The following is a 16,866-nucleotide window of genomic DNA, read 5'->3' as shown; positions in this document are numbered from 1 at the left end:
TGTAAGAAAACTCAAAGAGCAAAATTATGAACGATGATCTATCAAAAAAAAGACTAGGACGTGGATTAGCGGCATTGATTGGAGATATCAATTTAAACAACAATATTGCACGTTCATCAAGCTTTGATAAATTAAATGAATCCGGTAGTCTTTCTGAGCGATTTATTTCTATTGAATCTATTTCATGTAATCCTCACAATCCTCGGCGTCATTTTACTGAAACAGAGCTTGATAATTTGACACAATCAATTCGTCAACACGGTGTGGTTCAACCGGTTATTGTGAGGCCTTTAAGAGATCATCCTCATCGGTTTGAATTGATTGCGGGTGAACGGCGCTGGCGTGCAGCACAACGTGCAAATTTAAGTCAATTACCCGTTATTATTCGTGATGTGGACGATAAAACGGCTTTGGAATTGGCAATTATTGAAAATGTTCAACGTGCAGATCTTAATCCTATCGAAGAAGCAAAGGGATATGAGATGCTTCTAAATGAACATGATTATACGCAAGTAGATTTAGCGCAAGTTATAGGAAAAAGTCGTAGTCATGTTGCAAATACGCTTCGTTTGTTAAAACTTCCAGAAAAAGTACAACAATTCTTAACTGATGGACAACTTTCTGCAGGTCATGCACGTTGTCTTATAACCGTTGATGATCCACAAAATTTAGCTGAGAAAATTATTCGTGAAGGGCTTTCAGTACGTCAAACAGAAATACTTGCATATGAGCAAGCTAATCCTAAAACTAAAAAGCGTACCAATACGGAGAAAGATGCTGAAACAAAATCTTTAGAAAAATTACTTGCAGATGTGATAGGAATGAAAGTTATTATTCGACATGGTAAAAAAGGTGGAGATTTAAAAATACATTACTCTTCATTAGAACAATTAGATGAAATTTGTCGGCGTTTACAAAGTTAATCAATTGTTCTAAAAAGTTTTTTAACAGTTATCTTTTAAAATTTTTATTATTCTATACATATGCTCTTTAGCAAATTCTATATTGCTTGGAGGTAAAAAGTTTTTTTCATAAGTAGAATTTCCTTCATCAGTAAGTACATACAATGTCGCTTGAAGTGCTAGGTGAGCAATAACAAACTCTTTCGGTGTTATATTATTTTCTTTTAAAATATTCACAAGTTTTGGATTATTAGAAATATAGGCAGCGTATTTTTCAATATTATCATTATAATTATTGAAATCACTTTTTTTATTTGTTTGTTCTGGTTCTGAAGATAAATTTTTACATTCTATTTTTATTTTTTCCAGCTTTAAAAGAAGATCTTCCGTTAAGGGATAATTTGCAATGAAAGGCGGTATAAAAGAAAGATCATCTATTTCTTGTTTTTTTTCTTGAGCGTATGATGCAAAAGGAAAAATGAAGAAAAAGCACAATAGAAGTTTAAACATGACTAAAAATTATCCTTTCTTTTTTGAATTTCAATAAATATTTTTTCGTCTGTTATTCTTTATTTTTATAAAAACATTTGTTAAATATAATCGAAATAAACCCAATTATTAGGAATGATAAAAACACGGTTATTTTTTAATGTGTCATAGCTGATTAGTTGCTCAAAATGAGTTTTTCACAGTTATCTAAAAGAATTGTCGCTTTAAAAAAATGTTTTTTAACAAATTCAAGATTGTTTAGAAATATAGTATTTTTCTCAGTAGAATATTCCTTTTCAGGTACAAATATGAGAAGCGTTGATATTTCTTTAAGAGCTAAGGTTCCTGAAGCAAAATCTTTCGGTGTTATATTATTTTCTTTTAAAATATTTACAAGTTTTGGTTTACTAGAAATATAGGTAGTGTAATTTTCAATACTAGATTGGATACTAGAATCATAAGTTATAAGATTATTTTTTGTTTCTGGAAGTAAGTTTTTACATTCTTTTTCAATTTTTTCCAGCTTTAAAAGAAAATCTTCCGTTAAGGGATAATTTGCAATGAGAGATGATATAAGAGAAGAATTATCTGTTTCCTTTTCCTCTGCCATTGTTTGTTGAATATGTATCACGAAAAGAAAAAGCAGGAACAAACGTAATACGAACTTACGCATAGTTAAAAATTATCCTTTCTTCTTCGAATTTCAGCAAAGACTTCTTCATCTGTTTCTTCTTCCATTACAAGGTTTCTTCGCAACACACTATCATCCCAGCGGAGAAAGGGATTGGTGGCTTTTTCTTGCCCTAAGGTTACTGGTAAAGTCATAGCGTTTTTTGCACGTAGCAAAAAAACTTCCTCTATTCTTTGGTGGAGTTTTTTATTATGTGGGTCAATTGTTAGTGCGAAAAGAGCGTTATTTTTTGTATATTCATGTCCACAATAAAGAAGTGTTTCATCAGGAAGTTTACGAAGTTTTTTTAAAGAATTCAGCATTTGTGTTGGTGTTCCTTCGAAAAGACGTCCACAGCCCAATGAAAAAAGTGTATCTCCAGCAAAGAGTAAATTCTTTTCAGGAAAATAGTAAGATAATGCGCCTAGAGTATGACCAGGTGTTGAAAGAGCTAAAAGAAGGTGTGAGCCAAAAGAAAAACTTTCATCAGGTTGAAGTGTTTTATCAAGATGATTGATCTTTTCTTTTTCTGCTTCTGGTCCGATAACCGTAGCGTTGTAAACTTGTTTTAATTCTGATAGGGCTTCTACATGGTCGTGATGATGATGAGTTACAAAAATAGTGTTAAGTGTCCAATTGCGGCGCTTTAAGGCATTGTGAATCGCTTTGCCTTCAGGAGCATCTATTGCAGCTGTCATACCACTTTTTTCATCATGAAGGAGTACACCGAAATTGTCTTCTCGACAAATAAACTGTTCAATCAACATATTTTTTCTCGTGAACAGTGTTTGGCGATGAATCTATAAAATAATCGGTAGTGATGATTTTTTTAAGAATCAGATTTGTCCTCTTCTGTAAAAAATCCTTTTGAATGTTTTATAATTATAGGCATTTGGGTAAGCATGAAAAGGACTGTTATAGGCATGACGCCAAATACTTTGAAACTTGTCCAGAAATTATCGCTAAAATTACGCCAAATTATTTCATTCAAAATGGCAAGAAAAATGAAAAAAAACGCCCAACGATAGGTAAGTTTTTGCCAACCTAAATCATCAAGTTTTAAGGTAGAATCAAGAGCATAACGTAAAAGTGGTTTTTTAAAAAACATCCCACCAAAAAGTACAAAAGCAAATAAGCTATTAATGATTGTTGGTTTCATTTTTATGAAAGTTTCATTATGAAGCCAGAGAGTTAGAAAGCCAAAAACTAAAACAAATATTCCTGAAATAAGAGGCATAATAGGAATTTGTCTTGCAAGGATCCATGATAAGCTTAGGGAAATAATAATAGCCACCATAAAAATAGCTGTTGCAGGGAAAATAGGCTTACTAAAATTTTGAAAAAATCCAATGTTTTTTATCAGCCATTCTCCCTTATAATTGGCAAAAAAGAAGGCAACCAATGGACCCATTTCCAAAAGAAACTTAAGTGTTGGTGAGAGAGAAATTTTTTTATTGTTATTCATCTTTTTTTTAGAATTATTGTGTAAATTAAGATTAGATAAAGGCTGTTTCATGCGTGTTTTCCTGCAATAGTTTCGGCAAAGTCAGAAGCAGAAAAGGGTTGAAGATCTTCAATATCTTCTCCTATACCGATAAAATAAACGGGTAATTTATATTTTGCTGCGATAGCGACAAGAATTCCTCCTCGTGCAGTCCCATCTAGCTTTGTCATAACTAAACCATTAACACCAGCAATATCACGGAAAATGTCCACTTGGTTGAGTGCATTTTGTCCAGTTGTTGCATCAAGAGTTTGAAGGATTGTGTGGGGTGCTTGGGGGGTGTGTTTTTTTAAAACACGAATAATTTTTGCCAACTCATCCATTAATTCAGATTTATTTTGTAAACGCCCTGCTGTATCAATAATTAATACATCACTGTTTGTTTTTTTTGCTTTTTCATAAGCATCAAATGCTAAGCTGGCGGCATCTGCACCCAATTTTGTCGAAATAACAGGAGAATTGGTACGTTCACCCCAAATTTGTAGTTGCTCAATAGCGGCGGCTCGGAAAGTATCACCAGCTGCCAGCATAACTTTTAATCCTCCTTCTGTTAATTTGGCTGAAAGTTTTCCAATAGTTGTCGTTTTTCCAGTGCCATTTACACCTACCAGCAAAATAACATGAGGTTTATGGCTGAGATCAAGTTCTAATGGTATTGCAACAGGTTCCAGAACTTTTTTGACTTCATCAGCTACAATAGTATGAATGTCATCTGGGGAGAGGTTTTTTCCGTAACGACTGGAAGCTAAAGTATTTGTGATACGTGTTGCCGTCTCTACACCTATGTCAGCTTGGATAAGAATATCTTCGAGCTCTTGCAATGTATCTTCATCAAGTTTTCTTTTAACAAAGAGATCGCCAATTGATCCGCTTAGGCGTTGTGAAGAAAGGGATAGGCCTTTTTTAAGGCGCCCAAACCACGCTGTCTTTTTTTGTTCAACAGAAGGTTCAGATAAAATTTCTTCATTCTTTTTTTCACGGATGTTGTCTGTGACAATAATTTTACCAGAAAAGGGAATTTTATCAGAATGGGATTCTAGAAATGGAGATTTTTCATCATATTTTGTAAGTATTGACTCTGGATTTTTTGTCTTTTCATTATTTTCTTCTATTATATCGCTTTTATCAGGAATAGAAATTTGTTGTTCTATTTCTTGCTCTTGAGATTTGTTAAAAGAGAATATTTTTTTTATAAAAGATTTAGTCATAAGAATTCTCCTGCTCAAGCAGCGTTTAATTTTGGAGGGACAGCAATCAATTTATCGCCATCATGATCAACGATAAGGGCTTGAACAATTGTTCCTGCTTTTGCACCTTTAACTTGTACAAGAGTATAATCTTCTGTTCGTCCGATTTCATCTTTTTCAACGAGAATTGTTTGTAGACTGTTTTGTAAATGAGCAAGATGCTTTTGGTAAGCCATATCACCTGCTTTACGCAATTTTTCAGCACGCAGCTTAACTATTTTACGGTTGATTTGTGGCATACGTGCGGCAGGTGTTCCTTCTCTTGGACTAAAGGGGAAGACATGGAGATGGGTTAAATTACAGTCTTTGATTAAGGCAAGACTATTTTGAAACATCTCTTCTGTTTCTGTAGGAAAACCAGCAATTAAGTCGGCACCATAAACCATTGTAGAACGTTTGGCACGCAATTCTTGGCAAAATTGAATGGCATGTTCGCGCAGATGACGCCGTTTCATCCGTTTTAAAATCATATTATCACCTGCTTGCAAAGATAAATGCAAATGGGGCATGATTCTTGTTTCATAAGCTAAAAGATTTATGAGTTCTTCGTCTGCTTCAATAGAGTCAATAGATGAGAGGCGTAATCGGGCTAAGTCAGGGACATGATGCAAAATAGCTGAAGTTAATTTTCCTAGAGTAGCTTTTCCAGGAAGATCGTGGCCATAACTTGTAAGGTCAACACCTGTAAGGACCACTTCTTGGATACCCCCACCTATCAGCTTTTTAATTTGTTCTATGACAGCACCCATGGGAACTGAACGAGATGGTCCTCGTCCATAAGGAATAATGCAAAATGTACAGCGGTGATCGCATCCGTTTTGTACCTGTACAAAAGCGCGGGTGCGCTCTTGCATTGCACTGACCATATGTGGAGCAATTTTTTGTACTTCCATAATGTCATTGATATGCACCTTTTCAGAATGATTAATACCAAAATCAGGAAGTTGACGATAAGAATGAGCGTGAAGTTTATCTTCGTTTCCTAAAACAATATCTACTTCTGTCATTGAGGCAAAATTTTGTGCTTCTGTTTGGGCTGCACACCCTGTTACAATGATACGCGCATGAGGATTTTCACGTCTTGCTTTGCGGATAGCTTGTTTTGCTTGTCGTACGGCTTCGGCAGTGACAGCACAGGTATTAAAGATAATAGCACCATCTTTAAGCTGATCTAGCCCTGAAGAAGTACTTTCTTTGCGAATGATTTCCGATTCGTAGCTATTAAGTCGACAACCAAAAGTTACAATTTCTATTGCCATCAGGAGTGATCCTTTTTGTAGCACCCTGTTAAAGGGCTTAAAAAACCACTAAAGTGATATTTAATTGGTCCTGTCATGATAATATGATCGTCTTCTCGGTAAAAAATATTAAGTGTTCCCTTTGGTAAATTTACATCAACATGGCGCTCTGTAAGTCCACGACGATAAGCAGCCACTGCACTTGCACAAGCAGCACTCCCACATGCTTGTGTTAATCCTGCCCCTCGCTCCCATGTACGTAAATTTAGACTTTTCTTTGACGTTATGCAAGCAATGGAAATATTGCATCGTTCGAGAAACAGGGGATCATGTTCAAGTTTTGGCCCATATTTTTCTAATGGAATATGTTGAATATCATTTTCAACAAAAAAGATAGCATGGAGATTGCCAATGGATATGAGACAAGCGTCTTTTAGGGGACCAGCCATAATTTCTACGTGATTGGTATCAACTATTTCACGTGAAACAGGCATCTCTTTTGCATTGAAATTTGGGCATCCCATATCAACAGAAATGAGATTATCGGTTTGGTATTTTCCTTCAATAATTCCAGCGGGAGTTTCTAAATGAAATTTTTCACCAAAATTGTGATCTTTAAGCCATGCGATGACACAGCGGGTACCATTGCCACAAGCTTTAGCCATTGATCCGTCGGCATTCCATATTTCTATGCGGAAGTCGGCTTTTTTTTGGGTTGGTGTGTGGATAGCCATGATTTGATCAAAATGCATTTCAGGATCTGCCGACAAAGCAAGGATTGCTTGTGGTGTAAGAGCGTATGTGCTTTCACGCATATCAACAACAATAATTTGATTTCCAAGACCGTCCATTTTGCTAAATGGCGTTTTCATGAAACTTCTCTATTTCTAATGATTACTTATAAAAAGATATATGACTGAAAATATTATAAATTTCTAGTGTTTAATAAATATAAAATTGGGTACATAAATTATTTCTTTTAAAATAAGTGATTTTAACCTGTTTTTTTTAATTTGTTAATTTATCTTTGTAACTATAACAAATATTCGCTTAATTTTTTTGTGAACTTATTTATTGTCGTGGGAGAGAGTACAGACATGGCGTTTTCAAAAGTTTCGTTTTTCGTTGCACTATCAACTGTAATGTTTTTAGGGGGGTGTTCAACAACACGGTTTGATGGTAATGACGATGGTAACGCATTAGAAGTTTTTTATCCATCTCAAAAAATGACAATATTAGAAGCGTCTGATCTGTCGTCTACTTCTTCGTCGATATCTGAAGATGCAAACGCTCCGATGTATGAAAAAGGAGATTCTCAGAGCGATGGACGAATGGCTAGTCTCGAATTGCCAAGCAATGCCACTGATTTATTTCCTGCAAGTATTGCTGGGGTATGGAATCTTTCTATGGGAGGAAAAGTTTGCCGGATTGCAACTCCACAAACAAAGTTTGGACAAGGGTACCGTGCTGGTCCTTTACACTGTCCAGGAATTGTTTCCCAAGTGAGATCGTGGGCTGTTAAAGGAAAAAGATTATATTTTTATAATAACTCTGGACGTGTTATCCTCGTTCTTTATTCTTCAAATGTTGATCGTTTTGAGGGACGTACACTTGATGATCATCCCGTTATTTTAAGTCGTTAAATCATTTTTGATCGTTTATGACAAACTAAACTAGACGGACAGATTCTTGAAAAGTATTTGTATTTTTCATTGAGGTCGGTTTGAAAAAGGTTTTTTGGATGATTCTCGTTTCAACACGTTATAAGGAGCTTGTCGCTAAAGGAGAGGTTTGTTTTGATCCCGCTCAATTAGCTATAACAGAATATTTTGATCATTTATTAAAAAAAATTGCGGAACAAAATATCTCTCATTCTTTGCCTTGGATATTTTGCTCTTTCTTTAACAGAATATTTAAAAGGAAAAAACAAAATATTTCTTGCGTTGTAAAACAAGGAGATGAAACAGTTTTTTTTCAGGGACTGTATATTTATGGTGAAGTAGGACGGGGCAAAACCATGCTGATGGATTTGTTCTTTTCTTGTTTGCCTAAAGTTCATAAAAAGCGTGCCCATTTTAATGATTTTATGGCTGATGTGCATGAGCGTATTAATTCTTATCGTCAAGCATCTGGGTGTACAAAATTTAAACAAGATAATCCTATTTTAGCTGTTGCTAAAGATCTTGCACGAGAAGCAAAAGTACTTTGTTTTGATGAGTTTAGTGTAACGGATATTGCTGATGCTATGGTATTGGGGCGGCTTATTTCTGCTCTGTTTGATAAAGGAATTTTCTTTATTGCGACTTCAAATGTGGCGCCGGATAACCTTTATTGTAACGGTTTGAATCGTGAGCTCTTTTTGCCTTTTATTCAAGTTTTGAAAGCATATGTTCGTGTTGTTAATCTTGATGCAAAAACAGATTATCGCCTTGAAAAATCAAATCTACAACAGATGTATGTATCGCCGTTGGGGGTCCAAGCAAATGAATATATGGATCAAGCATGGGCACTTGTATTGCAAGGACATAAGGAGATGTCTGATGAGCTTTCTATAAAAGGGCGCTTTATTCCTATTCCGCGCTTTGGTGCAGGATGTGCTCGTTTTGATTATGGGGATTTATGTGCAAAACCTTTGGCCGCGGCTGAATATTTGTTATTAGGAGAGCATTATCATACGATTTTTATTGATAATGTACCGGTCATGGATGATACATGTCGCAATGAAACAAAACGGTTTATTTTGCTTATTGATATTCTTTATGAGCGGCATATACGGTTGTTTATGTCGGCAGCCGCAGGGATAGGGGATTTGTATAAAGGGCATGCGCAGATTACGGAAACATTTGAATTTCAAAGAACACAATCACGTCTTTTCGAAATGCAAAGCTACGATTATTTAAAACTTTGGGAAGAACATTTTCTTTTGAAGAAGAAGCATTGATTATACTTTTACCTTTACGTAAACTGTCAAAACAATAACTTTTTGAAATTAAAGAAATATAATAATTCTGTTGTATTTTTTTTAAATTCACTTTATCGATACATCGTGATAATTTTCTAATAGTTGTTTCAGCGGAGGGTTGTTGTTTCTGTAAGGAGATAAATTTGTAAATTTCATTTCTTTACTCCTTTTTATGATATTGTTTGAATATGGTTGAAGTCAAAAATATTCAGTATACGGACGTTGATTGGGTGTGCGCTGAATGATCTAAAAGTTAGGAAAAAATAAAATGGCACGGAAAAAAATAGCTCTCATTGGTTCAGGTATGATTGGTGGTACTTTAGCACATATTATTGGGCTTAAAGAGCTTGCTGATGTGGTCTTATTTGATATTACAGAAGGTGTGCCACAAGGTAAGGCTCTAGATATCGCCGAATCTTCTCCCGTTGATGGTTTTGATATCAGTCTAAAAGGTGCTAATGCTTATGAAGCAATTGAAGATGCTGATGTTGTTATTGTAACAGCAGGTGTTGCGCGAAAACCTGGTATGAGCCGTGATGAACTTTTGGGCATTAATTTAAAGGTTATGGAACAAGTTGGAGCTGGAATTAAAAAATACGCTTCTTCAGCGTTTGTTATTTGTATTACCAATCCCCTTGATGCGATGGTGTGGGCATTGCAGAAATTTTCAGGTCTCCCTACACATAAAGTAGTTGGTATGGCTGGTGTTCTTGATTCAGCGCGTTTTCGTCATTTTTTATCTGAGGAATTTAAGGTCTCTATTAGAGATGTGACAGCGTTTGTTTTAGGGGGGCACGGTGATACAATGGTTCCTCTCGTGCGTTATTCAACAGTTGGTGGTATTTCTTTGCCTGATCTTATAAAGATGGGCTGGACAACACAGGAAAGAATTGATCAAATTATCCAGCGTACCCGTGATGGCGGTGCAGAGATTGTTGGTTTGTTAAAAACAGGTTCTGCTTATTATGCACCAGCAGCTTCTGCTGTTTCTATGGCTGAGGCCTATCTAAAGGATACTAAGCGTGTTGTGCCTGTTGCAGCTTATCTTTCAGGAGAATATGGGGTTAATGATACCTATGTTGGGGTACCTGTTGTACTTGGTGCAGGTGGTGTTGAACGAGTCATTGAAATTGATCTTGACAAAGAAGAAAGAGGTGCTTTTGATCATTCAGTAAATGCGGTTAAAAAGCTTTGTGAAGCTTGTATTGCTCTTGTACCTAGTCTCAAGTAAATTGAACAAGATTTAATTCATTAAAATAAGTATTTAGAATGTTAAAACTTTAAGATTAATAAGATCCATAAAAGAAAAGGACAAATGCATGAATATCCATGAGTATCAGGCCAAACGTCTGCTTCATGAATATGGAGCACCAATTGCAAATGGTGTCGCTGTTTATTCTGTAGAGCAAGCTGAAAAATGGGCGGAAAAATTGCCCGGACCTCTCTATGTGGTTAAAAGTCAGATACACGCTGGTGGTCGTGGTAAGGGTAAGTTTAAAGAACTTGGTCCTGATGCAAAGGGTGGTGTTCGGCTTGCACAATCTGTTGAAGAAGTTGTTGCAAATGTTCAAGAAATGCTTGGAAAAACTTTGGTAACCAAACAAACTGGTCCAGAGGGTAAGCAGGTCAACCGCCTTTATATTGAAGATGGTGCCGATATTGAACGGGAGCTTTATCTTTCACTTTTGGTTGATCGTAGCGTTGGTCGAATTGCTTTTGTTGTTTCAACAGAAGGTGGAATGGATATTGAAACGGTTGCTGAAGAGACACCAGAAAAAATATTCACGCTTCCCATTGATGCTGTAGAGGGTGTTACTTCAGCTGATTGTGCAAGACTTTGTGATGCGTTGAAACTACAAAGTAGTGCGCGAGAAGATGGTGAAAAGCTTTTTTCGATTCTCTATAAGGCATTTTGTGAAAAAGATATGAGCCTTTTAGAAATCAATCCGCTTATTGTGATGAAAGATGGTCACTTGCGTGTTCTTGATGCGAAAGTTTCTTTTGATAATAATGCTCTGTTTCGTCATCCAGATATTTTAGAATTGCGCGATCTTTCAGAAGAAGATCCAAAGGAAATAGAGGCATCAAAGCATGATCTTGCTTATGTTGCTCTTGAGGGTACGATTGGTTGCATGGTTAATGGTGCTGGGCTTGCTATGGCAACAATGGATATCATTAAGCTTTATGGAGCAGAGCCAGCGAATTTTTTGGATGTTGGTGGTGGAGCATCAAAAGAAAAGGTGACAGCTGCTTTTAAAATTATTACGGCCGATCCAAATGTTAAGGGCATTTTAGTTAACATTTTTGGTGGTATTATGCGTTGTGATGTCATTGCTGAAGGTGTGGTTGCTGCTGTTCGTGAGGTTGGTTTAAAGGTTCCCTTGGTTGTTCGTCTTGAAGGTACTAATGTTGAGCAAGGTAAAGCAATTATCAATGAGAGTGGTTTGAATGTTATTCCTGCTGATGATTTAGATGATGCTGCCCAAAAAATTGTTGCAGCCGTGAAGGGAGCTTAAGCTATGTCAATTCTTGTGAATAAAGAGACAAAAGTTCTAGTTCAAGGGCTTACAGGAAAAACAGGAACATTTCATACAGAACAGGCACTTGCTTATCATGGTACGCAAATGGTTGGTGGCGTTAATCCTAAAAAGGGTGGAGAAACATGGGAAGGTTTAAAAGGCGAAACTCTTCCTATTTTCGCTAATGTTGCAGAAGCAAAAGAAAAAACAGGTGCAGATGCTTCCGTTATTTATGTTCCTCCTGCAGGGGCTGCGGCAGCTATTATAGAGGCTATAGAAGCTGAAGTTCGTTTAATTATCTGTATTACGGAAGGTATTCCCGTTATGGATATGGTTAAAGTGAAGGCGCGATTAGAAAACTCAAAGTCTCGTCTTATTGGTCCTAATTGTCCCGGTATTCTTACACCAAATAAATGTAAAATTGGTATTATGCCTGGTTCTATTTTTAGAAAAGGTTCTGTTGGGGTTGTCTCGAGGTCGGGAACTTTAACTTATGAAGCCGTTTTTCAAACGAGTCAGGAAGGTCTCGGACAAACAACTGCTATAGGGATTGGTGGCGATCCTGTTAAGGGTACTGAATTTATTGATGTGTTGGAAATGTTTTTAGCGGATGATGAAACCGAGTCTATTGTTATGATTGGTGAGATTGGTGGTTCTGCTGAAGAAGAAGCAGCACAGTTTCTGCAAGATGAAGCAAGAAAAGGTCGAAAAAAGCCAGTTGTTGGCTTTATTGCTGGCCGTACGGCTCCTCCAGGACGTACAATGGGACATGCTGGTGCTGTTATTTCTGGTGGTAAAGGTGGAGCAGAAGATAAAATTGCGGCAATGGAATCAGCAGGGATTCGTGTGTCTTCTTCGCCATCACAGATAGGTAAGACTTTGATGTCAGTTTTGAAAGGCTAAAAGAAAGTTTCACCTGAATAAGAAAAGGTTCTTAGATTCAGGTGAGAAAACTTGAGTATAAAAAGGTAAAACTTTTTTGAATGTTCGAATCACTGCTTGTTTGTAAGCATTTAAAGGTCAAAAAGAGATATAAGGAGACGGAATAAATGTTCCGGAGAAGTATATGGCAAGGCAGGACGAAATAAATAGCCTTTTTGCACAGACATCATTTCTTTATGGTGGGAATGCGGATTATATAGATCAACTTTATGCTCAATATGAAAAAGATCCTACCAGTGTTGATTCACAGTGGCGTGCTTTTTTTGAAGGACTTCATGATAATAAAGAAGATGTTCTTAAAAATGCTGAAGGAGCAACATGGCAGCGTGATCATTGGCCATTAAAAGCAGAGGGTGAATTGATTTCTGCTCTTGATGGTGATTGGTCTTCTCTTGAAAAATATTTTGGCGATAAATTAAAGGAAAAAGCAATAACAGGTGCTGCACAAAAGGGAAAAACTTCCAGTGAACAAGATATTATTCGTGCAACACGTGATTCCGTTCATGCAATTATGATGATTCGTGCGTTTCGAGAACGGGGACATCTTCATGCGCAACTTGACCCTCTTCAATTGGCCGAAAAACAAGAAGATTATAAGGAACTTTCTCCAGAGGCGTATGGTTTTACTCCAGCTGATTACGAGCGTCCCATTTTTATTGATAATGTTTTAGGGTTGGAATATGCAACTATTCCGCAAATGCTTGAGATTCTCAATCGTACCTATTGTTCAACAATCGGTGTGGAATATATGCATGTTTCTGATCCGGTTCAGAAAGTATGGCTTCAAGAACGCATTGAAGGGCGAGATAAAAAAAATTCTTTCACACACCAAGACAAGAAAGCTATTCTGAATAAGCTTATTCAGGCAGAGGGATTCGAACAGTTTTTAGACACTAAATATAAAGGCACAAAGCGTTTTGGACTCGATGGTGGTGAGGCGTTGATTCCCGCTCTTGAGCAGATTATCAAATGTGGTAGTGCTTTGGGGGTTAGGGAAGTTATTTTAGGGATGGCCCATCGTGGTCGTTTAAATGTTCTTTCACAAGTTCTTGCCAAACCGCATAGGGCTATTTTTCATGAATTCAAAGGGGGATCTTACAAGCCTGATGATGTGGAGGGATCCGGTGATGTCAAATATCATTTGGGAACTACCGCTGATCTGGACTTTGATGGTAAAAAAGTTCATTTATCGCTGTTGGCCAATCCATCTCATCTTGAGATTGTTGATCCGGTTGTTATGGGAAAAGCACGTGCTAAACAAGATCAACTTATGGGACATGCGCATACTGATTTACTCCCATTAAGTGAGCGTTCAAAAGTGATGCCATTGCTTATTCATGGTGATGCCGCTTTTGCAGGACAAGGCGTTATCCAAGAAACTTTTGGTCTTTCAGGTCTTAAAGGTTATCGTGTTGCAGGCTCACTTCATGTTATTATCAATAACCAGATTGGTTTTACAACATCTCCACGTTTTTCACGTTCTTCGCCTTATCCATCAGATGTCGCAAAAATGATTGACGCACCAATTTTCCATGTGAATGGTGATGATCCTGAGGCAGTTGTTTTTGTTGCCAAAATAGCAACAGAGTTTCGCCAGATTTTCTATAAACCAGTGGTTATTGATATGTTTTGTTATCGCCGTTATGGGCATAATGAAGGTGATGAACCTTCCTTTACGCAGCCGCTTATGTATAAAGCAATACGTAATCATAAAACAACACTTCAACTTTATAGTGACCAATTGGTAGCAGAAGGAATGGTTACTTCAGAAGAGATTGAGCAACAAAAAAAATTATGGCGCGATAAGCTTGAAGGTGAACTTGAAGCAAGTGCTTCTTATAAACCTAATAAGGCTGATTGGCTTGATGGAAGCTGGACGGGACTCAAAGCTTTTAGTAGTTCTGATGAGCAGCATTCTAGAACAACTGGTGTTGAATTAAAAACTTTAAAGGAAATTGGTCAGAAAATTGTTGAAATTCCGGCAGATTTTCACGTTCACAAAACCATTCAACGTTTTTTAAATAATCGTGCTAAAATTTTTGAAACCGGTGAGGGTGTTGACTGGGCAACTGCTGAAGCTTTAGCTTTTGGTTCACTTTGTTTGGAAGGAGCACCGGTTCGTCTTTCCGGTGAAGATGTTGAACGGGGAACTTTTTCACAACGTCATTCAGTTCTTTATGACCAAGAAAATGAGGCGCGTTATATTCCTTTGAATCATTTACAAAAGGGGCAAGCGCTTTATGATGTTGTTAATTCTATGCTTTCTGAAGAAGCTGTTCTTGGTTTTGAATATGGATATTCTCTTGCTGAACCACGAGGATTAACACTTTGGGAAGCACAATTTGGTGATTTTTCTAATGGTGCACAGGTCATTTTTGATCAATTTATTTCATCCGCAGAGCGTAAGTGGCTTCGTATGTCTGGTCTTGTGTGTTTATTGCCTCATGGTTTTGAAGGGCAAGGGCCGGAGCATTCTTCTGCACGTTTAGAACGGTTTCTTCAACTTTGTGCGGAAGATAATATGCAGGTTGCTAATTGTACAACCCCTGCAAATTATTTTCATATTTTGCGTCGACAAATTAAGCGTGATTTCCGGAAGCCATTGATTTTGATGACACCGAAATCACTTTTACGTCATAAGCGAGCTGTTTCTTTTCTCAATGAAATGGGGCCAGAAACAAGTTTTTGTCGTGTGTTGCTTGATGATGCAGAATGTCTCAAAGATTCTGTCATTAAGTTGCAAAAAGATAATAAGATTCGCCGTGTCGTTCTTTGTACTGGTAAGGTTTATTACGACCTTTATGAAGAACGTGAAAAAAGGGGTATTGATGATGTTTACCTCCTTCGTGTTGAACAGCTTTATCCTTTCCCTGCAAAAGTTTTGGTGAATGTATTATCGCGCTTTTTGCAGGCGGAAGTTTTTTGGTGCCAAGAGGAACCAAAAAACATGGGGGCTTGGTCATTTATTGAGCCTTATTTGGAATGGGTTTTGACGCATATTAATGCGCAATATTCACGTGCTCGTTATGCAGGACGTCCTGCGAGTGCGTCACCGGCCTCTGGGTTAATGGTGAAACACCTTGAACAACTGGCTGCGTTTCTTAAAGACGCGTTAGGTTCTTAATTTATTACTACTCTGATGTATGGAAAAATATTATGACTACTGAAATTCGTGTTCCTACTTTGGGCGAATCGGTTACCGAAGCAACGGTTGGCAAATGGTTTAAAAAACTTGGCGAAGCTGTCGCTATGGATGAGCCTTTGGTTGAATTAGAAACTGATAAGGTAACCGTTGAAGTTCCTTCTCCTGTTGCTGGGAAATTATCTGAAATCATTGCAAAAGAAGGCGATACGGTTGAAGTAAATGCTCTTTTAGGAGTGGTGAAGGCTGGAGAAGCTGGTATCTCCCAATCACTTTCACCTTCTGCTACACTTGTTCCAGCGGCTTCATCTGAATCGGAGAAGCCTGCTTTGAGCAGTGCAATGCCTCCTTCTCCTTCAGCAGCAAAATTGATGGCTGAAAATAATGTTGCAAAAAGCGATATTTCAGGTTCTGGAAAACGTGGACAAATTCTTAAAGAAGATGTTCTTGGTGGATTAAAACAAAGTACAAATGCTCCTACACCCTCTTCTTCTGCGACGAGTTCTTCGGCAACTCCTGTCCAAGAAACACGTGAAGAGCGGGTTCGTATGACGAAATTGCGTCAAACAATTGCTCGCCGTCTTAAAGATGCACAAAATGTAGCAGCAATGTTAACCACATTTAATGAGGTTGATATGTCAGCAGTGATGGATTTGCGCAAGCGTTATAAGGATCTTTTTGAAAAGAAACATGATGTTAAACTTGGTTTTATGGGTTTTTTTACCAAGGCTGTTTGTCATGCATTAAAAGAACTTCCTGCTGTTAATGCAGAGATTGATGGGACAGATATTGTTTACAAAAACTATGTTAATGTTGGAATTGCTGTTGGAACGGATAAAGGGCTTGTTGTTCCAGTGGTGCGAGATGCAGATCAAATGTCATTGGCAGAGATTGAAAAAGAGATTGGTCGTTTGGGGCGTCTTGCGCGTGATGGAAAATTAGCCGTTTCTGATATGCAGGGCGGAACTTTTACCATTACCAATGGTGGTGTGTATGGATCGTTGATGTCAACACCGATTTTGAATGCACCACAATCTGGTATTTTGGGAATGCATGCGATTAAAGAGCGAGCAATGGTTGTTGAGGGTCAAGTTGTGATCCGCCCCATGATGTATTTAGCGCTTTCTTATGATCATCGTATTGTGGATGGGCAAGAAGCTGTGACTTTCCTTGTGCGTGTTAAGGAAAGCTTAGAAGATCCGGAACGCCTTGTTCTTGATTTGTAAAATACAGTTTTCAGGATGAAAGGAG

At 37.4% G+C, this 16,866-nt stretch carries 15 protein-coding genes; 8 read left to right on the top strand and 7 right to left on the bottom strand.

The genetic code is table 11. The features are described from left to right. The first annotated feature begins 26 nt into the window (after nt 1-26). The gene (locus ACFIJW_RS06005; protein WP_375612765.1) at nt 27-923 is read left to right on the top strand and encodes a ParB/RepB/Spo0J family partition protein; all 897 of its coding nucleotides are present in this window, start codon (nt 27-29) and stop codon (nt 921-923) included. A gap of 21 nt (nt 924-944) precedes the next feature. Here ACFIJW_RS06005 and ACFIJW_RS06000 read toward each other — a convergent pair whose 3' ends face one another. From ACFIJW_RS06000 to dapF, 7 genes are all read right to left on the bottom strand, one after another. After that, nucleotides 945-1,412, bottom strand: coding sequence for a hypothetical protein (locus ACFIJW_RS06000; protein WP_375633638.1), 468 nt, complete (start codon nt 1,410-1,412; stop codon nt 945-947). A 154-nt stretch (nt 1,413-1,566) separates the two neighbouring features. After that, nucleotides 1,567-2,064, bottom strand: coding sequence for a hypothetical protein (locus ACFIJW_RS05995; RefSeq protein ID WP_375633637.1), 498 nt, complete (start codon nt 2,062-2,064; stop codon nt 1,567-1,569). A gap of 2 nt (nt 2,065-2,066) precedes the next feature. Further along, nucleotides 2,067-2,828 carry a hydroxyacylglutathione hydrolase gene (gene gloB / locus ACFIJW_RS05990; RefSeq protein ID WP_375633636.1) on the bottom strand — a complete coding sequence of 254 codons (762 nt, stop codon included), beginning with the start codon at nt 2,826-2,828 and terminating at the stop codon, nt 2,067-2,069. Between the two features lie 62 nt (nt 2,829-2,890). Next, nucleotides 2,891-3,577, bottom strand: coding sequence for a septation protein A (locus tag ACFIJW_RS05985; protein ID WP_375633635.1), 687 nt, complete (start codon nt 3,575-3,577; stop codon nt 2,891-2,893). Then, on the bottom strand, nt 3,574-4,773 hold the full coding sequence (ftsY, locus tag ACFIJW_RS05980; RefSeq protein WP_375633634.1) for a signal recognition particle-docking protein FtsY: 1,200 nt from the start codon (nt 4,771-4,773) through the stop codon (nt 3,574-3,576). Before ftsY ends, ACFIJW_RS05985 begins: the two co-directional genes overlap by 4 nt. Before the next feature lie 14 nt (nt 4,774-4,787). Further along, nucleotides 4,788-6,071 (bottom strand): tRNA (N(6)-L-threonylcarbamoyladenosine(37)-C(2))-methylthiotransferase MtaB, encoded by a 1,284-nt coding sequence (mtaB, locus tag ACFIJW_RS05975; protein ID WP_375633633.1) that lies wholly within the window; start codon nt 6,069-6,071, stop codon nt 4,788-4,790. Beyond that, the gene (dapF, locus tag ACFIJW_RS05970) at nt 6,071-6,922 is read right to left on the bottom strand and encodes a diaminopimelate epimerase (RefSeq protein WP_375633632.1); all 852 of its coding nucleotides are present in this window, start codon (nt 6,920-6,922) and stop codon (nt 6,071-6,073) included. The genes mtaB and dapF overlap by 1 nt, the downstream gene beginning before the upstream one ends. Before the next feature lie 225 nt (nt 6,923-7,147). Here dapF and ACFIJW_RS05965 point away from each other — a divergent pair, with 225 nt between their 5' ends. From ACFIJW_RS05965 to odhB, 7 genes are all read left to right on the top strand, one after another. Further along, nucleotides 7,148-7,693 carry an AprI/Inh family metalloprotease inhibitor gene (locus ACFIJW_RS05965; RefSeq protein ID WP_375633631.1) on the top strand — a complete coding sequence of 182 codons (546 nt, stop codon included), beginning with the start codon at nt 7,148-7,150 and terminating at the stop codon, nt 7,691-7,693. Nucleotides 7,694-7,791: 98 nt separating this feature from the next. Further along, nucleotides 7,792-8,991 carry a cell division protein ZapE gene (gene zapE, locus ACFIJW_RS05960; protein ID WP_375633630.1) on the top strand — a complete coding sequence of 400 codons (1,200 nt, stop codon included), beginning with the start codon at nt 7,792-7,794 and terminating at the stop codon, nt 8,989-8,991. A gap of 289 nt (nt 8,992-9,280) precedes the next feature. Beyond that, nucleotides 9,281-10,243: a malate dehydrogenase gene (gene mdh, locus ACFIJW_RS05955; protein WP_375617436.1), complete on the top strand. Its 963-nt coding sequence runs from the start codon at nt 9,281-9,283 to the stop codon at nt 10,241-10,243. Between the two features lie 88 nt (nt 10,244-10,331). Next, entirely contained in the window at nt 10,332-11,528 is a 1,197-nt protein-coding gene (gene sucC / locus ACFIJW_RS05950; protein WP_375633629.1) for an ADP-forming succinate--CoA ligase subunit beta, read from the top strand. 3 nt (nt 11,529-11,531) lie between these two features. Next, entirely contained in the window at nt 11,532-12,434 is a 903-nt protein-coding gene (gene sucD, locus ACFIJW_RS05945) for a succinate--CoA ligase subunit alpha (protein ID WP_375633628.1), read from the top strand. A 163-nt stretch (nt 12,435-12,597) separates the two neighbouring features. Beyond that, the gene (locus ACFIJW_RS05940; RefSeq protein ID WP_375633627.1) at nt 12,598-15,597 is read left to right on the top strand and encodes a 2-oxoglutarate dehydrogenase E1 component; all 3,000 of its coding nucleotides are present in this window, start codon (nt 12,598-12,600) and stop codon (nt 15,595-15,597) included. A 32-nt stretch (nt 15,598-15,629) separates the two neighbouring features. Then, nucleotides 15,630-16,841: a 2-oxoglutarate dehydrogenase complex dihydrolipoyllysine-residue succinyltransferase gene (gene odhB, locus ACFIJW_RS05935; protein ID WP_375633626.1), complete on the top strand. Its 1,212-nt coding sequence runs from the start codon at nt 15,630-15,632 to the stop codon at nt 16,839-16,841. Nucleotides 16,842-16,866: the final 25 nt, after the last annotated feature.

The sequence above is a fragment of the Bartonella sp. MM97QHHN genome (assembly GCF_042194285.1).
Classification (GTDB): domain Bacteria; phylum Pseudomonadota; class Alphaproteobacteria; order Rhizobiales; family Rhizobiaceae; genus Bartonella.
This window is presented reverse-complemented; position numbering and strand designations above follow the sequence as displayed.